Source organism: Azospirillum ramasamyi (assembly GCF_003233655.1).
In the GTDB taxonomy this organism is placed as follows: Bacteria; Pseudomonadota; Alphaproteobacteria; order Azospirillales; family Azospirillaceae; genus Azospirillum; species Azospirillum ramasamyi.
The window spans coordinates 1927611-1947013 of the sequence record NZ_CP029829.1 but is presented as its reverse complement, the minus strand read 5'-3'; the positions used below and the strand labels follow the sequence as shown (position 1 = coordinate 1947013).

The 19403-nt window shown below is 69.9% G+C and carries 18 protein-coding genes; 8 read left to right on the top strand and 10 right to left on the bottom strand.

All coding sequences use genetic code 11. The features are described from left to right. Positions 1-104: 104 nt before the first annotated feature. Positions 105-1472, bottom strand: coding sequence for a M48 family metalloprotease (locus DM194_RS09105; RefSeq protein WP_111067021.1), 1368 nt, complete (start codon positions 1470-1472; stop codon positions 105-107). 91 nt (positions 1473-1563) lie between these two features. On the opposite strand from DM194_RS09105, the gene DM194_RS09100 reads away from it, so the two are divergent. Together DM194_RS09100 and DM194_RS09095 are read left to right on the top strand one after the other, a co-directional pair. Further along, on the top strand, positions 1564-2865 hold the full coding sequence (locus DM194_RS09100; protein ID WP_111067020.1) for a gamma-glutamyltransferase: 1302 nt from the start codon (positions 1564-1566) through the stop codon (positions 2863-2865). Between the two features lie 30 nt (positions 2866-2895). Next, complete coding sequence (locus tag DM194_RS09095; RefSeq protein ID WP_111067019.1) at positions 2896-4059, top strand: pyridoxal phosphate-dependent aminotransferase; 1164 nt, start codon at positions 2896-2898, stop codon at positions 4057-4059. Between the two features lie 100 nt (positions 4060-4159). On the opposite strand, the gene DM194_RS09090 is transcribed toward DM194_RS09095, so the two are convergent. Then, the gene (locus tag DM194_RS09090) at positions 4160-4897 is read right to left on the bottom strand and encodes an SDR family NAD(P)-dependent oxidoreductase (protein ID WP_111067868.1); all 738 of its coding nucleotides are present in this window, start codon (positions 4895-4897) and stop codon (positions 4160-4162) included. Positions 4898-5163: 266 nt separating this feature from the next. Between DM194_RS09090 and DM194_RS09085 the strand changes: the two genes are divergently transcribed. Further along, entirely contained in the window at positions 5164-6375 is a 1212-nt protein-coding gene (locus DM194_RS09085) for a ChaN family lipoprotein (protein ID WP_246024164.1), read from the top strand. 10 nt (positions 6376-6385) lie between these two features. On the opposite strand, the gene DM194_RS09080 is transcribed toward DM194_RS09085, so the two are convergent. Continuing rightward, entirely contained in the window at positions 6386-7015 is a 630-nt protein-coding gene (locus tag DM194_RS09080; RefSeq protein ID WP_111067018.1) for an NUDIX hydrolase, read from the bottom strand. Between the two features lie 171 nt (positions 7016-7186). On the opposite strand from DM194_RS09080, the gene DM194_RS09075 reads away from it, so the two are divergent. The 4 genes from DM194_RS09075 to DM194_RS09060 all read left to right on the top strand — a co-directional run bounded on the left by DM194_RS09075 (position 7187) and on the right by DM194_RS09060 (position 11536). Continuing rightward, complete coding sequence (locus DM194_RS09075; RefSeq protein ID WP_246024163.1) at positions 7187-8641, top strand: DNA recombination protein RmuC; 1455 nt, start codon at positions 7187-7189, stop codon at positions 8639-8641. 148 nt (positions 8642-8789) lie between these two features. Further along, positions 8790-8978, top strand: a complete 189-nt coding sequence (locus DM194_RS09070; RefSeq protein WP_111067016.1) for a hypothetical protein — start codon at positions 8790-8792, stop codon at positions 8976-8978. Between the two features lie 187 nt (positions 8979-9165). Further along, on the top strand, positions 9166-11202 hold the full coding sequence (locus DM194_RS09065; protein ID WP_111067015.1) for a methyl-accepting chemotaxis protein: 2037 nt from the start codon (positions 9166-9168) through the stop codon (positions 11200-11202). Positions 11203-11332: 130 nt separating this feature from the next. After that, on the top strand, positions 11333-11536 hold the full coding sequence (locus DM194_RS09060; RefSeq protein ID WP_111067014.1) for a hypothetical protein: 204 nt from the start codon (positions 11333-11335) through the stop codon (positions 11534-11536). 82 nt (positions 11537-11618) lie between these two features. Here DM194_RS09060 and DM194_RS09055 read toward each other — a convergent pair whose 3' ends face one another. The 4 genes from DM194_RS09055 to DM194_RS09040 all read right to left on the bottom strand — a co-directional run bounded on the left by DM194_RS09055 (position 11619) and on the right by DM194_RS09040 (position 15003). Continuing rightward, entirely contained in the window at positions 11619-12668 is a 1050-nt protein-coding gene (locus DM194_RS09055; RefSeq protein WP_246024162.1) for a hypothetical protein, read from the bottom strand. Positions 12669-12915: 247 nt separating this feature from the next. After that, entirely contained in the window at positions 12916-13137 is a 222-nt protein-coding gene (locus DM194_RS09050; protein ID WP_111067864.1) for a DUF1150 family protein, read from the bottom strand. A gap of 91 nt (positions 13138-13228) precedes the next feature. Beyond that, complete coding sequence (locus DM194_RS09045) at positions 13229-13705, bottom strand: Hsp20 family protein (protein ID WP_111067012.1); 477 nt, start codon at positions 13703-13705, stop codon at positions 13229-13231. Between the two features lie 125 nt (positions 13706-13830). Then, positions 13831-15003, bottom strand: coding sequence for an NAD(P)/FAD-dependent oxidoreductase (locus tag DM194_RS09040; RefSeq protein ID WP_111067011.1), 1173 nt, complete (start codon positions 15001-15003; stop codon positions 13831-13833). A 252-nt stretch (positions 15004-15255) separates the two neighbouring features. On the opposite strand from DM194_RS09040, the gene rpsD reads away from it, so the two are divergent. Next, the gene (gene rpsD, locus DM194_RS09035; protein ID WP_111067010.1) at positions 15256-15870 is read left to right on the top strand and encodes a 30S ribosomal protein S4; all 615 of its coding nucleotides are present in this window, start codon (positions 15256-15258) and stop codon (positions 15868-15870) included. Positions 15871-16086: 216 nt separating this feature from the next. Here the strand turns inward: rpsD and DM194_RS09030 are convergent, their stop codons facing one another. The 3 genes from DM194_RS09030 to DM194_RS09020 are packed head-to-tail and all read right to left on the bottom strand — an operon-like array spanning position 16087 to position 19399. Next, positions 16087-17307, bottom strand: coding sequence for a PP2C family protein-serine/threonine phosphatase (locus tag DM194_RS09030; RefSeq protein WP_246024161.1), 1221 nt, complete (start codon positions 17305-17307; stop codon positions 16087-16089). A gap of 8 nt (positions 17308-17315) precedes the next feature. Then, on the bottom strand, positions 17316-18539 hold the full coding sequence (locus tag DM194_RS09025; protein WP_111067009.1) for a fused response regulator/phosphatase: 1224 nt from the start codon (positions 18537-18539) through the stop codon (positions 17316-17318). Between the two features lie 2 nt (positions 18540-18541). Then, complete coding sequence (locus tag DM194_RS09020; RefSeq protein WP_111067008.1) at positions 18542-19399, bottom strand: ATP-binding protein; 858 nt, start codon at positions 19397-19399, stop codon at positions 18542-18544. Between the last annotated feature and the right edge of the window lie 4 nt (positions 19400-19403).

Below are 19403 nucleotides of genomic sequence, written 5' to 3'. Positions count from 1 at the left end.
CAAAGCGCTCGCCCGGGCCTGACCCCCGGTGTCACGGTTGCGTGATCGGGCGGCGCGCGGACGCTCTCCCGGCGACTTTCCCGCCCATAGCCGCCCCGGCCCGATCAGCGCGCGTCGCCGCCGGTCTGGCCGCGGATGTCCTGGGCGCGCAGCCAGCCCGGCGATCCGGCGGGCAGCAGCTTTTCCGCCCGTTCCGCCTGTGCCTTGGCCATCGGCATGTCGCCTCTCGCCAGGGCCTCCTCGGCGGTGGCGTAGGCGACCATGCCGTCGTTCTTCTTCATGCTCCAGGCCTGGGCGGTCAACCGCCACAGGAAGGCGGACTGGGCCTTGCCCTTCGCCGCGATCTGCAGGTTCTTCAGCGCCTCGTCGGCCAGCCGCGGATCGCGCTGTTCCAGCAGGGCGTGGGCGAGGGAGACGCGGATCGTTCCGGCCTCGGAGCCGGCCAGCTCGATCGCCTTGCGATAGGGGGCGACCGCATCCGGGGCGCGGCCGGTCTGCAGCATCAGGTCGCCCTTCATCTCGTGCAGGAAGGGGTTTCTCGGCTCCTCCGCGATCAGACCGTCGACCAGCGGTGTCGCCTGCCTGACGTCGCCCTGGCGGAAATAGGCATAGGCGCGGCCATAGCGGGCGGCCGGCGACGGATCGTTCGCCTTGTAGCGCTGGAGCGCGCCGCGCGGATCGAGATAGCCGTACAGCTTGGCCTGGATCCGCCGCAGGTCGGCGTCCGTCGCCGCCGGCAGCCGGTCGTCGGCATGGCGGGACCGGGCGACGAAGGCCCGCACCGCTTCGAGGCGCTCGCGCGTCAGCGGGTGGGTCAGGCGATAGCCGGCGTCGCGGTCGTTCATCAGCGGCTCGCCGACGCCCAGCTTCTCCAGGAAGGTCTCCATCCCCTTGGCCGAGATGCCCGACTGTTCCAGGAAGGACAGGCCTGCCTGATCGGCCGACGCCTCCTGCGTGCGGGAGAAGGACAGGAAATTCCGTTCCGCCAGATGCTGGCCCAGCATGACGCCCGCGGCGCCCGCCCCCGCGTTGCCCGAGGCGAGACCGCCGATGACGCCCAGCCCCATGCCGAGCAGCGAGGACAGGAAGGCGTTGTCCATCGCCTCCGCCCCGCGCACCAGATGGCCGCCGGAAATGTGGCCGGTCTCGTGCGCGATGACGCCCAGCAGCTGATTGGCATCATCCACCGCCAGCAGCAGCCCGGTATGCAGGAAGATGTTCTGCCCGCCGGCGACGAAGGCGTTGACCGACGGATCGTTGACCAGGAGGATCTGCACCGAGTCGGGGTCGATGCCGGCCGCCTGGAAGATTGGCCGGGCCATCTTTCGGATGATATGGTCCGTCTCGGCGTCGCCCAGGATCTGTATGTCCGAGCGGCGCTGCGCGCTTGCCGGTGGCGCTTCCCACACCAGCGACATCAGACACATGGACATGATGGCGACGACCGAAACCAGCCTGCTGGGCTTGCGCACCGTGACGACCTCCGGCTATGGACAGCGGACCCCCGCGCGGAACCGGCGGAACTCCGGTCTTCGACACACTCGCTTGCGAATCTGGCGACGGTTGGGCGCGGTTGCCATAGCTGCATCACTGCTGACCGGCTGCGTCAACACGAAGTTCAAGACCGACGCGACGGTGCAGAGCTTCGTCATCGCCGACGAACCCTATGCCGCCGGCGTCGGCCGGGACATCATCGCCCAGGGCGGCAAGGCCGGCGACGCGGTGGCGGCGATGGCGCTGGCGATGACCGCCAGCCTGCCGTCGCGCGTCGGGCTGGCCGGCGGCGGCGTCTGCGTGCTGTTCGACGCCGCTTCGAAGACGGCGCGTACCATCGACTTCCTGCCGCGCCCGGCCGGTGCCGGCGGCGTCGGCATGCCGGCCATGGCCCGCGGCCTCTATGCCGTCCAGGCCACGGCCGGCGCGCTGCGGTGGGAGCAGGTGGTCGCCCCGGCGGAACAGCTGGCCCAGTTCTCTCCCGGCCTCAGCCGTGCGCTGGTGCAGGATCTGAGCGCGTTCGGCGGGCGTCTGGCCGCCGATTCCGATGCCGGCCGCCGCCTGCTGGGCGCCGGCACTCCGGCGGTCGGCACGGTCGCCGGGCAGCCGGAATTGGCCGCGACCCTGTCGGTCCTGCGCCGTCAGGGCGTTGGCGCCTTCTATGCCGGGCCGCTCGCCGCGACGGTCGCCCAGGGCACGGGGCTGGACCCGGCGCAGCTGCGCGCCTACCAGCCGCGCGTCGGCGCCACGCTGACGGTGCCCTTCGACATCAGCGACCTGCATGTGGCCGACACGGCCGAGCCGGACTCGGGCGCCGCCCTGATCCAGGCCTGGAAGGCGGTGGCCGCCCTGCCGCCGGCCGAGCGGGCGACCCGCGCCGCCCAGCTGCTGGGCGCCACCGGTGCCGGCGCCACCGCGGCCGGCGCCGGGGTGGTGGTGATCGATCCGGACGAGAACGGCGCCGCCTGCGCCTTCACCCAGGGCGCGCCCTTCGGCACCGGCCGCGGCATTCCCGGCACCGGCATGCTGGTGGCCCAGGGGGTCGATCGCGGCGGCTTCGGCGCGCCGGCCCTGATCGCCAACTCCATCATCGGCCGCACCCTGTTCGCCGGTGTCGGTACCGCCGGGGGCAGCGACGGTCCCGCCGCCGGCCCGGCCGCCCTGCTGTCGGTGGCGCTGCCGGCGGGGTTGGAGGACAAGTCGACCGCGCCGCAGATTCAGGCCGCGCGCCCGCAATCCATCCCCGGGCGGGTCAGCTTTGTCGGCTGCCGGGTGTCGCCGGAGGACGGAATCCGCTATTGCCAGACGGCGACCGACCCGCGCGCCGGCAGTCTGGCGCTGACGGTCGAAAGCGAGCGCAAGCGGGACTGATCCCGCGAACAAGGTTTGAGACGGACGATCATGAGCAAGCAGCCCAAGGTTTCAAAGCGGGGCGCGATCCCGCCCTTCTTCGTGATGGAAGTGATGCATGCCGCGGCGGAGCGCGAGGCCGCCGGGCTGGAGGTTCTGCACATGGAGGTGGGGCAGCCCTCCAGCGGTGCGCCGAAGGGGGTGGTGCAGACCGCCGCCACCGTCCTGACGGGCAGCGATCCTCTGGGCTACACCGGCGCTCTGGGCATCCCGCCGCTGCGCGCGGCCATTGCCAAGTGGTACAAGGACCGGTACGGCGTCGATGTGCCGGAGCGGCGGGTGGTCGTCACCACCGGGTCGTCGGGCGCCTTCCAGCTGGGCTTCCTCGCCGCCTTCGATCCGGGCGACCGGGTGGCGATGGCGTCGCCCAGCTACCCGGCCTACCGCCACACCCTGACCGCGGCCGGCGTCATCCCGGTGGAACTGCCGACCGGGCCGGAGCATCGTTTCCAGCCGACGGTCGAACTGCTGGAGGCGCTGGACGAGCCGGTGCAGGGCCTGATCGTCGCCAGCCCCGCCAACCCGACCGGCACGATGCTGAGCCGGGAGGAGCTGACGGCACTGTCCGACTGGTGCCGCGCCAACGGCGTGCGCTTGGTGTCGGACGAGATCTACCACGGGCTGACCTATGGCACCGACGCGGTCACCGCGGCCGGGGTGAACGAGCAGGCTCTGGTGGTCAACAGCTTCTCCAAATATTTCTCGATGACCGGCTGGCGGCTGGGCTGGATGATCGTGCCCGACGACCTGGCCCGTTCGGTCGAATGTCTGGCGCAGAACCTGTTCATTTCGGCGCCTACCTTGAGCCAGCTTTCGGCGGTCGCCGCCTTCGACTGCACCGAGGAGCTGGACGGCCACGTCGCCCGCTATGCCCGCAACCGCGCGGTTCTGCTGGAGGAGCTGCCGAAGGCCGGCTTCACCCGGATGGCCCCGGCCGACGGCGCCTTCTTCATCTACGCCGACGTGTCCGACATGACCGACGACAGCGAGGCGCTGGCGAAGCAGATTCTGGAGGAAACGGGCATCGCCTGCACCCCCGGCATCGATTTCGACACCGCCCGCGGCCGGCGTTTCCTGCGCTTCAGCTTCGCCGGATCGGAGGCGACCATCGCCGAGGCGGCGCGGCGGCTGATCGCCTGGCGGGCGGGGAAGTAGGAAGTTCCGGGAGGGGGCGGCTGCGGTTGCCCCCTCCCAACCTCCCCCGCTGGGCGGGGGAGGTTGGGAGGGGGGCCCGTTTGGCCGCGCTGTGCCTTTCTCAGAACAGGTGCTGCCCGCCGGTGATGAAGGTTTCCGTTCCCGTCACATAGGCCGAATCCGGGCCGCAGAGATAGAAGATCACCGCGGCGACGTCCTCCGGCGTTCCCATGCGCTTCAGCGGGATGCGCGGGATCAGCACGTCGTATTCCGGGCCGGTCATCGCCGTTTCGATCTCGCCGGGGGCGACGGCGTTGACGCGGACGCCGATCTCCGCGAACTCCACCGCCATCTCGCGGGTCAGGCCCGACAGCGCCGCCTTGGAGGTGGAATAGGCGGAGCCGGCGAAGGGATGCACCGAATGGCCGGCGATGGAGGTGACGTTGACGATCGCCCCCTTCGCCTTCGACAGCGGAGCGGCGAAGCCGCGCGCCAGCACCAGCGCCGCGAAGAAGTTCAGCTCGAACACCCGATGCCAGCCCTCGATGGGGCCGTTCAGGCAGCCCAGCCGCTCCTTGATCGGGGTCTTGGGCGAGATGCCGGCGTTGTTGATCAGGGCATGCAGGGGAGCGCCGTCCAGCGCCTTGTTCGCCTCCTCCACGAAGGCGGCGCGGCTGGCGGGGTCGGACAGGTCGGCCGGGATGTGGTGGGTCCAGTTGGGATCGCGCCGGCAATGCTCCGGCACTTCCTCCCGCGAGCAGGAGATCACGCGCCAGCCTTCATTGCTGAACCGGGTGACGGTGGCGTGTCCGATACCCCGGCTGGCGCCGGTGAGAATGACGGTCTTGCGGTGCGGCATGGCGGCGGTGCGCTTCATGAGTGATTGCGGTCGGGCGGGGAGAGCGGACGCCCTGGGACTGGCCTCGGGGGATTGCGGATGCCGGCGCGGAAAGCCTCCATCCGCCGCATGTCCACCGCCGGCGCCGATCCTACCCGGCGATGCTGCGGCTGTCATCCGCCGCGGAACTTCGGCGCGGCCGAACGACGCGATCGGTGGCCTTCGCCATTGACCTTGCGTCCGGCAGTCCCAACCTTGGCGCAATCCCCGCGCCGACGGAGCCGACCTTGCGCCAGATTTTCCGTCCCATCCCTTCTCCCTTGGCCCGTCCCTTTCTCCTTGCCCCGCTGGTCTTCGCGGCGCTGACCCTTGCCGCCGCATCCGGCGTCCGGGCGGAGGATGCCGCGCGCATCGGCTGCGTGCCGCCGGGGGTGTGGGCCGACGGCACCGGGACGGCGGTGGAACCGGCTCCACTGCTGCGCCGGCTCGCCGAGGCTCCGGCCGTCCTGCTGGGGGAGCAGCATGACAAGGCCGACCACCACCGTTGGCAGCTCCACACCCTGGCCGCCCTGCATGCGCTGAACCCCGATCTTGCGGTCGGGATGGAGATGCTGCCGCGCCGGCTGCAGCCGGTGCTCGACCGCTGGGTGGCGGGGGAACTGACGGAAGGCGAGTTCCTGAGGGAGACGGACTGGCGCACGGTCTGGGGCTTCGACCCGGCCTTCTACCTGCCGATCCTGCAATTCGCCCGCCTGCACCGGCTGCCGGTGGTGGCGCTGAATGTGGAACGCTCGCTGATCAGCCGCACCGCCCGCAACGGCTGGGCCGCCATTCCTGAGGCGGAGCGCGAGGGCGTCGGCGACCCCGCCGCCCCGACGGAGACCTACCGCAAGCGCCTGAGCGAAACGCTGGCGGCGCATGACCGCTCCGAGTCGAAGGCCGCCGCCCCCACCGACGCGGCCAGGCGCTTCATCGAGGCGCAAAGCGTCTGGGACCGCGCGATGGCGGAGAAGATCGCGGAGACCCGCCGCACCACCGGCCGCGCCGTCGTCGCCATTCTCGGGCAGGGCCATACCCTCTACCGCGACGGCGTCCCGCACCAGCTGGCCGACCTCGGCATCGCCGATGCCGCCGTGCTGCTGCCCTGGGATGCCGACCGCGACTGCGGCGAGCTGGACGGTCGCATCGCCGATGCGGTCTTCGGGCTGGGACCGGCCCGCGAGGATGCCGAACCGCAGCGGCCGCGGCTGGGCGTGCAGCTCGCCCCCGGCCCGGACGGCATCACGGTGGGATCGGTCAGCGACGGCAGCGTCGCCGCGGCGGCCGGCCTGCGCACCGGCGACCGCATCCTGATCGCCGCGGGAAGCCCGGTGAGGGCGCCGGCCGATCTGGTCGCCGTCATCCGCCGTCAGGCGCCCGGCACCTGGCTGCCGCTGACCATCCGGCGCGACGGAGCGGAGCGGGAGCTGGTGGCGAAATTCCCGGCGGAGAAACGCTAGACAACGCTCCTCACAGCATCCGGTCCCAGCGGGCGAGCGCGTCCGGGGTGGGGTTGAGCGCGGGGGCGCAGTCGCTGCGGCCAAGCCTGTCGCGGTGCTCGCGCAGCGCCCAGACGACGGTGGGAAAGGCAAGTTCGCCCCAGGGGATCTCGTCCCAGGCGAACAGCCCGACCTCCAGGCTTTCGGGTCCGGGTTCCACGTCCGGGGACAGCAGGCGGGCGCGGAAGATCATCTGCACCTGGCTGATGCGCGGAATGTCGTAGATCGCCAGAAGATGGTCGATTTCGATGCGCGCGCGCGCCTCCTCCCAGGCTTCGCGGGCCGCGCCCTCGCGGGTGCTCTCGCGCTCCTCCATGAAGCCGGCGGGCAGGGTCCAGAATCCCTTGCGCGGTTCAATGGCGCGGCGGCACAGCAGAATGCGGCCATCCTCCCAGGTCGCCACCGCACCGACGACGATCAGCGGATTCTGGTAGGCGATGTAGCCGCAATCCGGGCACATCAGCCGCTCGCGGTCCTCGCCGGGCGGAACGGCGCGGACGCGGGGACCACCGCAGCCGGGGCCGCAGCCGGGGCCGCAGCCGGGGCCGCAGCCGGGGCCGCAATCGGGGGATCTGCTGTCGGGAGTCGTGTCGTCTGGCATGGCCTCCGATATGGCGCCGCGGCCCTGGTTGGGCAAGCGGGGAAAGCGCGGGCTGGATCGTGCCCCTGGGCAAGGTTGCGGCACCCTGTCTGTTCGCGCCCTGTTCCAATTCGTGTTTCGTTCCGATAGGCTGTGCCCGTTTCGGCTGTGGGGCAGGGTGGGGGTGCGGGGGTGACGCAGTTCGTGGTGAACGGGATAGCGGTGGACGGGATGTCGCTGGCGATCGGGCTGGCGGCGGGCCTGCTGCTGGGCGCCGCCATCGCCTGGGCGGTGCTGCGCGCCGCCGCCGGCCGGGCGGAGGCCGCGGCTGCCGCCCTGCATGCGGAGTTCGCCACCCGCCTCGACCTCGCCGAACGGACCGAGGACGACCTGCGCGAGGAGATCGAGGCGCGCGACCACCAGATCGCCCGCCTGCATGGCGAGATCGCCGACGCCCGCGAACGCCATGCCCAGCTGTCGACGCGGCTGGAGGCCGAACGCACCGCGGCGGCGGAGAAGATGGCCCTGCTGGAGCGCGCCCAGTCGGCGCTGGCCGACAGCTTCAAGGCCCTGTCGGCGGAGGCGCTGCACCAGAACAACCGCAGCTTCCTCGATCTGGCGCGGGAGACGCTGGCCGGCTTCCAGGAGCAGGCGAAGGGCGACCTGGACAAGCGCCAGACCGCCATCGCCGCCATCGTCGATCCGGTGCGCCAGTCTCTGGAGGCCATGGACCGTCAGATCCGCGACCTGGAAAGCAGCCGCGCCGGCGCCTATGAGGGGCTGAAGCAGCAGGTGCTGTCGCTGGTGGAAACCCAGAGCCAGCTGCGGGCGGAGACCGGCAACCTCGTCCGGGCGCTGCGCACCCCGGCGGCGCGCGGGCGCTGGGGCGAAATCCAGCTGCGCCGGGTCTGCGAGATGGCGGGGATGCTCGACCATTGCGACTTCGTGGAGCAGGTGTCGGTCGACGGCGGCCGGCTGCGCCCCGACCTGATCGTCACGCTGCCCGGCGGCAAGACCATCGTTGTCGATGCCAAGACCCCGCTGGAAGGCTATCTGGACGGCGTCCAGGCGGCCGAGGACGGGGCGCGGCGGGACGGCATGGTCCGCCATGCCCGCCATGTGCGCGAGCATATGAAGCAGCTGGGCACCAAGGGCTATTGGGACCAGTTCGACGACAGCCCGGAATTCGTCGTGCTGTTCCTGCCCGGCGAGAACTTCTTCTCCGCGGCGCTGGAGCAGGATCCGGCGCTGATCGAGGCCGGCATCGACCATCGCGTCATCCTGGCCACCCCGACCACGCTGATCGCGCTGCTGCGCGCCGTCGCCTATGGCTGGCGGCAGGAGCGGCTGGCCGACAATGCCCGCGAGATCAGCGCGCTGGGGGCGGAACTGTACAAGCGCCTGTCCGATCTGGGCGGCCATATGGAGAAGCTGGGCGGGCAGCTGGACAAGGCGGTCGGCTGCTACAACAGCGCGGTCGGCACGCTGGAATCGCGGGTTCTGGTCAGCGCGCGCCGGTTCCGCGACCTGCATGCCGCACCGGAGGGATCGGAGATGCCGCTGCTGGAACCCCTGGACCACAGCCCGCGCCGCCTGCAGGCGACCGAACTGCGCGTGCCGCCGGTGGAGTCCTCCGCCGCGGACTGACGGCAACGGACTGAGGGGGCGCGTCCCGTCGCTGCGACATTCCGTCCCGTCGATAACGGCGCCCATGGGGATGTGTTCACCGCTGCGGCGCCCCGTCGGCCGTGCTATCCATGCGGCCTCACAGGCTGCGACACCATGGAACCCGCCGATGACGGACCAGACCGGAACCGAAAAGACCGTCCGCTGCGACCGCTGCAACCATGCCTATTCGGCCAGCGAAGAGAGCTGCCCGCGCTGCCGTTCGATTCGACGCAGCAATGCGGTGATCGTCACCCTGCTGGTGATGCTGGTGATTCTCGTCGTGGTCGGCTGGATCGGAACTTTGGTGCTTACATGACTTCGGCGAGGTTTCGTTTCCGGTACTTTGGTCGAGCTTTGCGCAAGCACTGCGCATTCCGTGCGCAAAGCGCCTAAGGAAACATCGTTTCTCTTTGCCATGGCAAGCAAGCAGGTTTTTCGCTTGTCACCTATCCTTCGATCTGAGAAGCAACCCTCTGCCGTCGTCTTTGCGCAGGGGGCGCATCATGTTGAAGAATCTCAGGATTGCCGCGCTCACCAACCTGTTCGGCGTGGTGGTCACGCTCGGGTTCCTGGCAGTCGTCCTGACGGGTGCGCTGGCGATCCGCGAGCTGAAGGTGGGCGGCCCGATCTACCACCGCATCGTGCTGGGCAAGGATCTGATCGCCGACATCCTGCCGCCGCCGGAATATGTGATCGAGGCCTATCTGGAAGCCACGCTGGCGATGAACGACCCGGCTTCGGCGGAGCAGCGGCGGGCGCGTCTGGCCCAACTGCGTAAGGATTACGACGACCGGCATGAATTCTGGTTGAAGGAAGAGTTCGAACCGTCGCTCGTCGACCAGTTGACCAAGGCATCGCATGTGCCGGTCATGCGCTTCTGGACCGAAGTGGAAACCAGGTTCCTGCCGGCCCTGATCCGCAAGGACGAGGCCGTTGCCCGCGCCTCCTACGCGGTCATCGCCGAGGCCTATGCGGCCCACCGCGCCGTCGTCGACCGCATCGTGGCGGACACCACCCGCTACAACAATGAGACGGAAGTCTATGCCGCCGGACGTGAAAACCTGTTCATGAATGCGGTCTGGGGCGTATCCGCCCTGGTGCTGGCGGTGGTGGTGCTGGGCGTGCTGGGCATCCGGCGCCGGGTGGTACGGCCGGTGGGCGAACTGACCGCCGCCATGCGCAGCCTGGCCCAAGGCGATCTCGGCGTCGCCATCCCCGGCGCCGACCGCGGCGACGAGATCGGCGCGATGGCCGGGGCCCTGCGCGTCTTCAAGGAGAATGCGGAGGAGGCCGAGCGGCTGCGCCGCCTGCGCGAGGAGGAGCGGGAACGGTCCGAGCGGGAAAAGCAGGCCGCCCTGCTGCGCATGGCCGAGACGGTGGAGACGGAAGCGTCCAATGCCGTCGATGTGGTCGCCAGCCAGACCGGCCAGATGGCCGGCAACGCCACCCGCATGGCCGAATCCGCCCGCGCGGTCAGCGACAACAGCCAGAATGTCGCCGCCGCCGCGACCCAGGCGCTGTCGAACGCCCAGACCGTCGCGGCGGCGTCGGAGCAGCTCAGCGCCTCCATCCGGGAGATCGCGGCCCAGATCGGCACCGCCACCGCCATGACCGGCGAGGCGGTCGGCGCCTCGGCCCGGGCGGAGGAAACCATCCAGCGCCTTGCCGAGGCCGTGACCCGCATCGGGGAGGTGACCGACCTCATCAACGACGTCGCCGGCCAGACCAACCTGCTGGCGCTGAACGCCACCATCGAAGCGGCGCGGGCAGGGGAGGCCGGCAAGGGATTCGCGGTGGTCGCCAGCGAGGTGAAGCAGCTGGCCGGCCAGACCGCGCGGGCGACCGACGAGATCGAAAGCCAGATCGCGGCCATCCAAGCCACCACCGCCGAGGCCGTCAGCGCGGTGCGCGCCATCGCCGACCGGGTGCGTGGGGTGGAATCGGTGTCGGCCACCGTCGCCGCCGCCATCGAGGAGCAGGAGGCGGCAACCGGCGAGATCGCCCGCAACGTCGCCCAGACCTCCAACGCGGCGCAGGAGGTGGCGACCCGCATCGCCGCCGTCTCGCAGGAGGCGACGGCCACCGGCGAGCGCGCCAGCGAGGTCAACGTCCTGTCCACCCGCGTGGCGTCCAGCATCGACCAGCTGCGCCGCGTCCTGATCGAGGCGATCCGCACCGCCACGCCGGAGGTGAATCGCCGGGCCGCCCCGCGCTTTCCGCTGAACCGGCCGGGCCGGCTGACCATCGGCGGGCGCGAGGTGCCGGTTACGGTCGACAATGCGTCCGAGGGCGGCGCGCAGCTCAGCGGCCTGCCGCAGGAGTGCTGGGCCGGTCTGGGGCAGGGGACGGCGCTGAGCGTGGCGTTGCCGGGGATGGAGCCGGTACCCGCCACGGTGCGCGCGACAGACGGCAGCGGCGGTGGCGGTGATGGTGGCCGCCTGCATGTCACCTTCGCCCTGGACGCTGCCGGCCGTGAGCGCTTTGCCGGTCAGTTCCGCCGCGTCGTCGCCGGGATGGTGCCGATGGACAGGGCGGCCTGAGAGGCAGTTCGGCCACAAATTGGGCGAAGACGGCAAGATGACAGTGAATTCATGACGTTCGGGTGTCTCGTCGGTTCAAAATGACGGCAGCAATTCACGGCCGCCGGCCCGTTCCGAAAGCCCGATCGCCATGGTTGACACCACTGCCTGTCCCTATTGCGGCTCCGATTACGGGCATGGTCCCGACGAGTGTCCGCTCTGCCGCTCCGCCCGCCGCACCGATCTGATCGTACGCTGCGTCATCGGGCTGCTTTTCCTGGTGCCGATCCTCACGCTGATCGCAACGATCCTGCTGGACAACCGGGCGGTGGCGACAATTCTCTCGATAGATTAGAGTTTCGTGCGTTTCATATCAAAGGCATGAAACTCCAGGGCGCGAACTCCAGGCCCTTGTCCGATCCGATGCCCCCCACCGCCTACAGGTGCCCCGTCCGCGCCGACTGTTCCAGCGCCTTGATATGGGAGAGGCCGGGCAGGATCTCCGACTTCACGAACTCCAGGCGCCGGTTCGGACCGCCGCCGCCGCGGGCGAAGCGGTGCTTCCACAGGTTCATCTTCACCGCCAGACCGCACAGCACGCCGCCGATGGTGACGTGGTGGGACGAGATCAGCTCGCGGATGGTGCGGAAGGTGTCGGCGTTGATGTCGCTCCAGAAATCCTTGGACCGGTTGTCGAAGCTCTCGAACCGGCCGGTGATGGAGGTGGCGATGTCGGTCAGGTCGCGGGCGATCTCGTCCAGCAGCCTCATCTGGCGCGGATCGCGCTTCACCTCGGCGGAACTGCGGATCTCCTCCATCCAGGTGACGAAGCGCTGCACCTCCGGCACGATCTCGTCCAGGCATTTGCGGAAATAGGCCAGCGACAGGAAGATGTCGCCGTATTCCTCCAGGAACTGCGGGATCTCGTTCAGGCCGATGTCCAGCCGGTCGGCCATCATGCGCAGATTGCGCAGCGCCTCCTCCCGGTTGGGATTGGCGAACAGCTGGATGATGTCGGTCACGTCCGCGACCTGGAGTTCCTCCGTGCCGTAGACGTATTCCATCAGCGGCCGGGTGAAGACCCGCATGTAGTTGGTCAGTTCCGCCTTCTTGCGGTCCGACAGGGTCAGTGATTCGACGTTGTTGACGTCGATGTTCAGCCGCCGCAGCTCGATGCGCGAGGAATAGACGTCGAAGCTGGAGGCGGCGCCGATCTTCTCCAGCTTCACCAGATCGCGTTCGATCTCGTCCTTGTAGGATTCGAAATAGGCTGGCAGATGGCGGGCGGTCACCTGGCCGCTGCCGGTCTGGGCGTCGCGGAACATCTCCACCACCGTCTGCAGCCGGACGTTCTTGATCAGCCGGGCATGCTGCAGGCCGGGGGTGTCCAGCGGGATCGACGACAAGGGCAGGATGTGCAGGGAATCGCGGGCCTCGTCGTCCCACGCCTTCCGCTTTTCCGTATCGGCCGCGGCCTTCGCGTCCACCGCCGTATCGCTCGCCCCGCCGTCCAACCGACCGTCCCCCGATGCCTTCTTGCGTTTTGCGCCCGTGAGTATTGCAGAGCGCACATTACAACAGGAGGCAGGGCTGACAAGGATCGAGATTCGCCACGATGCGGCAGGTCCGGCGCGGCAGGTCCGGCGCGGCAGGTCCGGCGCGGCAGGTCCGGCGCGGCACGTCCGGCCTGCGCGCGCCCGACCGGATCGCCTGCGCGCGCGGGAGGGCGGGCAATCAGTGGACGCTGACCGGCTCCATGTCGTTCTGCACGATGGCGGCGAAGGCCAGTTCGCGGTCGCCGACGACGCTCAGCGGCGTGCCGTCGGCGGCGTGGATCGCGAAGGCGGCGGTGCCATTGAGCTCCACCGGGCGGACATAGGCGACTTCGCCCAGGCCGAAGCTGGCGAAATCCCGGGTCGACAGCTGGCGCAGCTGGCTGTGCGTATCGTTCATCATGATCGTGATCTCCCGGCGGCTCCCCGTCATGGGCGGCCGCGCGTGCAGAGTGTCGGGAAGGCGGATGGGCGGATCAGGAGAGGCGGCCGGATCAGTCGCCGTTGCCGTCGGCGGACACGTCGATGGTGCGCGGCATGGCAGCGCCGGCGGATTTCTTTGGCTGCTCGATCTTGATGGTGCGGACCTTCGGTTCCGGCATCGGCCGGGTCAGGTCGATGTTGAGCAGCCCGTTGTCGAGCGAGCAACCCACCACCTCGATCCCTTCGGCCAGGACGAAGCTGCGCTGGAACTGCCGGGCGGCGATGCCGCGATGCAGGTAGACGCGCGACTTGTCGTCGGACTGGCGGCCGCGGATGACGAGCTGGTTGTCCTCGATCTGGACAGACAGGTCGTCGGAGGTGAAGCCGGCCACGGCAAGGGTGATCCGCAGGCCGTCGTCGCCGATCTGCTCGATGTTGTAGGGGGGATAGCCTTCGGCCGAATTCTTGGCGATGCGGTCGAGCGTCCGCTCGAACTGATCGAAGCCGAGAAGCAGCGGGCTGTTGAAGAGCGAAAGGCGAGTCGTCACGACGCATCCTCCTCACGACAGGAGCGAGTTGCGGAACATGGGCCCGTTTCCGGCGCCCGGCGGATCGGTGGCCCAGCGAATGCCGGCGCCATCAAGCCTATAGATTGGGAGAGCCCAGGTCCCGGTCAAGAACCCTTTGAGCCCCAACCACCTCCAATGATCTCGGGAACCTCGCCGAACTCCGCCGCCACCGCGTCGGCGATGGCGAGGCAGGAAGTCAGGCCCGGCGATTCGATGCCGAACAGGTTGACCAGCCCCTCCACCCCATGGCTGCCCGGCCCCTGGATCAGGAAGTCGGCTTGCGGCTGCCCCGGCCCGCTCAGCTTGGGCCGCACGCCCGAATAGGCCGGCACCAGCGCGTGGTCGGGCAGCCCCGGCCAATAGGCGCGCACCGCACCGTAGAAGGAATCGGCGCGGACCGGATCGACGGCGTAGTCGATGGGGTCCTCCAAGGTGTTTGCGACGTCGCCCAGCCACTCCACGTCGGGGCCGAAGCGGGCCTGTCCGGCGAGGTCCAGCGTCAGGTGGACGCCCAGCCCGCCCTCCACCGGCACCGGATAGACCAGCCGGGAGAAGGGGGACCGGCCGGCGGCCAGCGCATAGTAGTTGCCCTTTGCCAGCACCCGCGGCGGCACATGCGCGGCATCGAGCCCCTCCAGCCCGCGGGCGACCGCCCAGGCGCCCAGCCCGGCGGCGTTGACCAGGGTGGAGCAGGCCAGCCGCATCGGCTCCGCCCCGCCGACCTCCAGCTCGAACCCGCCGGCGCTGCGGTGGGAGCGCAGCAGCGGACTCTGCAGGGCCAGCATCGCTCCGGCATCCTCGGCGTCGCCCAGCAGGGCCAGCATCAGCCCATGGCTGTCGATGATGCCGGTGGAGGGCGACAGCAGGGCGCCGACGGTGCGCAGGTTCGGTTCCCACCGCATCGCCGTGGCGGCGTCGATCTCCGTCAGGTCGGCGACGCCGTTGGCGGCGGCCTGGGCGCGGATCGCCGCCAGCTTCGGCAGTTGGCCTTCTTCCGTCGCGACGATCAGCTTGCCGATGCGGCGATGCTCCACGCCATGGGTGGCGCAGTAGTCATAGAGAGCGTCGCGGCCGGGCACGCACAGCCGGGCGCGCAGGCTGCCGGTGGGGTAATAGATGCCGGCATGGATGACTTCGGAGTTGCGCGAACTGGTGCCGGTGCCGATTGCGTCCGCCGCCTCCAGCACGATCACCTCGCGTCCGGCCCGCGCCAGCCGGCGCGCCACCGCCAGACCGACCACTCCCGCCCCGACGACCACGCACTCAACCCGTTCCATCGCGCTATTCCTGCCTGCCGCTTGCGGTGCGCGAAAGGGGAGCGCAAAGCGCGGGGAAGCGCAAGGGGCTCCCGATCGGCGGCGGGGTCCGGAGCGTCGGACTTGACTCCAGCACGCCAATGGCTATTGTGCGCGCCTTCACCTCCTGGGAAAGCGGGCGCGCGCAATCTTTGGCGCCCCGTCCGCCGCCTGAAAAGGCGGTCGGAACTACCGGGACAACATCAACTCGTGTCCAACGAGGCGTTGAGAGTTATGAGCAAGCGTCAAGAGTCCAAGTACAAGATCGACCGCCGCCTTGGCGTCAACCTGTGGGGCCGTGCCAAGAGCCCGCTGAACAAGCGCGAGTATGGCCCGGGCCAGCATGGCCAGCGCCGCAAGAAGCCGTCGGACTACGGTCTGCAGCTGATGGCCAAGCAGAAGCTGAAGGGCTACTACGGCAACATCGGCGAGAAGCAGTTCCGCCGCATCTATGCCGAGGCCGTCCGCCGCAAGGGCGACACCGGCGAGAACCTGGTCGGCCTGCTGGAGCGCCGTCTGGACGCCGTGGTCTACCGCATGAAGTTCGCGCCGACCCCGTTCGCCGCGCGCCAGCTGATCAACCACGGCCACATCCTGGTCAACGGCCGCCGCCTGAACATCGCGTCGGCCCGCATCAAGGACAACGACACCGTCGAGGTGCGCGCCAAGTCCAAGCAGATGGCGCTGATCCTGGAAGCCGCCGCTTCCGGCGAGCGTGACATCCCCGACTATCTGGAAGTCGACAGCAGCGCGCTGAAGGGCCGCTTCGTCCGCGCCCCGCTGCTGGCCGACGTTCCGTACCCGGTCCAGATGGAACCGAACCTGGTCATCGAGTTCTACTCGCGCTGATCGGTCGGCTCCCGCCGAACGCGAAAGGCCGCTCCCTCGGGGGCGGCCTTTTTGCTTTTGGCGGATGTTTTCGAATGCGGCGTCGGCCCCCTAAAGCGAATTTGCATTCGCTTTGGATTCACATGACCTCATTCGCCGGTCGGGCTTCGGCCGCATGAGCGGCCGGGACCGCCGTCGCGGTCCAAAGCGGATTGCAATCCGCTTTGGACCCGGCGATCACCTCCGCCGGGACACCAGAAGCGCCGTCAGGTCGTCGTCGACGGGACCGGTGGCGTACAGATCGCTCAGCAGGCCGTCGAGCAGGCGGGCGCCGTCGGGTTCGTGCAGGCGGCGGGCAAGCAGGGCGGCGAGACCCGGTTCGTCCAGCACCTCATGACCGTCCGTTCCGAGCGGAATCTCGATCGCCGCGTCGGAGTAGAGGAACAGCCGTGCCCCCGGCGGCATCGGCAGCTGCCGGCTGTCGTAGGTGGCGGACGCCAGCAGGCCGAGCGGCAGGCCGCTGCCGTCGCCCAGCCGCGGCGCCTCGTCGCCGGGCAGCCACATCATCGGCGTCGTCGATCCGGCCGAGGCGTAATCGAACACTCCCGCCACCGGGTCGATCAGGCCGGTCAGCATCGTGGCGAACTGGCCGGAGGGAAGCAGGCCGCACAGCCGGCGGTTTATCGCGGCCAGGAATTCGGCAGGGGTCAGCTCCGTGCTGCCGATCTGGCGGCAGATGGCGTCCAGCCGGAAGGTGTTCAGCGCCGCCCCCACGCCATGGCCGGAGAAATCGACCATATAGACGGCGACCCGGCCGCAAGGCAGCCGGTCGATGCCCCAGAAATCGCCGCCCAACTCGGACGAGGGGGCGAAATGGGCGTCGATGGCGATGCCGGTCGCCTCCTGCAATTCCGCCAGCCGGTCGGGACCGGGCAGCAGCCGGATTTGCATGGCGCGGGCGAGCGCCAGCTCGCTCTCCGTCCGGCTGTGATACTGCTCCAGGTCGCGCAGCATGGCGCGTTTGCGCAGGTGGATGCGGACGCGGGCCAGCAGCTCCACCGCGTTGAGCGGCTTGGTGACGTAATCGGTCGCCCCGGCGCGGAAGGCGCGGGCACGATCCTCGACCCGGTTCAGGCTGGACTGCACCAGCACCGGCAGCGATTTCCATTGCGGGTCGGCGCGCAGCAGCCGGCACATCTCGAACCCGTCCAACTGCGGCATCATCAGGTCGAGCAGGACGAGATCCGGCTTGAAGCGCTCCATCAGGGCCAGCGCCTCCTGCCCATCCTCCGCCTGTTCGACCATGGTGATGCCGCCGCGCTCCAGCAGGGCCAGCAGGAGATGGCGGTTGATCCGGTTGTCGTCGACGACCAGCACGCGGGCGCCGGCCAATCCGTCCGCGGAGTCGCGTCCCCCGGCAAGCGGGCCGGCTGTCACCATGTTCCCGGTATTCACCATGCCGGTATTCACCTTGCCCCCCGCCCGATCCACAGCAGCGTGTGCTCGTCGCCTCCGGCCTGTTCCAGCGCAATGCCAATGCCGAGCGAGCGCAGGACGGCCTCGAAGCCATCGCCGTCCGCCACCGCGCGGGCGATCATCCCGCCCAGCCCGCTCCCGCCGGCGCCCGGCGCCTCCAGCATCGCGGCGGAGCACAGCGCCAGCACGGCACCCGGCAGCAACTCCATGACCTCGGCGCGATAGCGGGCGCCGGGAGCGATGCCGATCGCCGGCCCGGTCGCACCGCCGCGATCCGATCCGCCGTCGCCGCGCAGGATCATCGGCGGAGCCCCCTCGGCGGAGGCGTGGGTGAAGCGCCCGAGCCCGCCATCGACCACGCCATAGGTCATGGTCGCCGTCTCCCCCGCTGCCAGCAGTCCGGCGGCGCGGTCGTTCAGGGCGCTCAGCAGGGCGGCGGGATCCTCGCCGTGGAGGGGGCCCAGCTCCTGCAGAAGGGTGTGCAGGCGGAAGGCGTTCAGCGTCGCCGCCACGCCCTGGCCGGCGACGTTCAGCAGATAGACGCCGAAGCGCGGGCCGGGGAGAGGCAGCAGCCCCCAGAGATCGCCGCCGAGAGTGGGCGAGATCACGCTGTGGGCGCGCAGCGTGCAGCCGGCCGCGGCGGCGGCGGCGGTGCATTGCGCCGGCGTCGGCAGCAGATGCTCCTGCATCGAGCGGGCGATGGACAGTTCCGCCTCCACCCGCGCGCGGTAGCTTTGCAGCCGGCGGATCAGCACGCGGTCTTCCAGATGGATGCGGACGCGGGCCAGCAGCTCCGTCTGTTCGAGCGGCTTCGTCACGAGGTCGGTGGTGCCGGCGGCGAAGGCCCGGTTGCGGTCCTCGACCGACGACAGGGCGGTCTGCACCAGGATCGGCAGGTCCGCCGTTGCCGGCACGGCGCGCAGGCGGCGGCAGACCTCGTAGCCGTCGATTCCCGGCATCATGATGTCGAGGATCAGCAGGTCGGGAATGCCGGCCTCGATCATCGCCAGCGCCTCCATCCCGTTGGTGGCGAAGGAAACCTTGCGGAACCCCGCCACGGCCAGGAAATCGCCGATCAAGGTGCGGTTGAAGGCGGTGTCGTCCACCACCAGGATCGGGCAATCCAGGATCTGGGTATCGGAGACCTGAAGGTTCGGATAGCGGCCTTCGAGGCTTTGCGGACGGCCGTGGCCGGAGATGTCCTGCCCGGTCATGGTCACAGCCGGAACCTCAGGCGGATGCGCCGGCCGCCATCCTCGATCTCCAGACCTTCGGCGATGCTGCCGATCAGGTCGAGGCCGCGGCCGGAGGCGCCGGCCCGCTCCAGCCTGCACGGTACGAAGCCGGCGCCCTGGTCGGTGATCTCGACCGTCGCCAACGCCCGGCCATGCTCCTGCGCCTCGTCCGGCCGGCCCCCGGCTGGTTCCGGCCCGGCTCCAAGCCCTGCCTGGGAGCTTTGCGGCGGATCGATGCGTATGGCGATGACGATCCGACGGGCGGAGAGCACCGGGTCGGCGAGCCCGTCGCACAGGTCGCGGGAGAAGCGTTCCAGCTCCCGCGCGCTCAGCTCCGTCATGCCGCCGATGCCGAGATTGCCGTGCACCAGCGCGTTGCTGACCGCCTCATGCAGGGCCAGTTCGATATCGTCGCGGCGGTGCCCGGGAAGCGGGTGGCGGGCGCCGATGGCGGCCAGCAGGCGAGCGCCCAGCTGCAGGTCGTGTGCGGTCGCGGTGGTCAGGTTGACGTACAGGTCGGTGCGGGACGCCTCGGCCAGCCATGCGGCCGCGCCGTCGCCATTCTCGTCGCCGGATGCCGGCTCGACCCAGGCGGCGACCGGGGGCAGCCACAGCGATTCCTTCTCAGCCGCGCGGCCGTCCGTCAGGAGCAGCGCCAGCGCTTCGGAACCGGCCGGCCCATCCGCCGGTTCGTCCGCCAGCTCGTCCGCCGGATTCAGGCCCAGCGCCCGCGCCAGCCGGTCGCGGCGGTCGGGCGGCAGCCCCGGCGCGACGAGCCCGGAGAAGCGCGTGCGGAGCCCGGTGTCCGCGCCGCTGGGAAGGGTGTCCCCGTCGGTCAAGCAG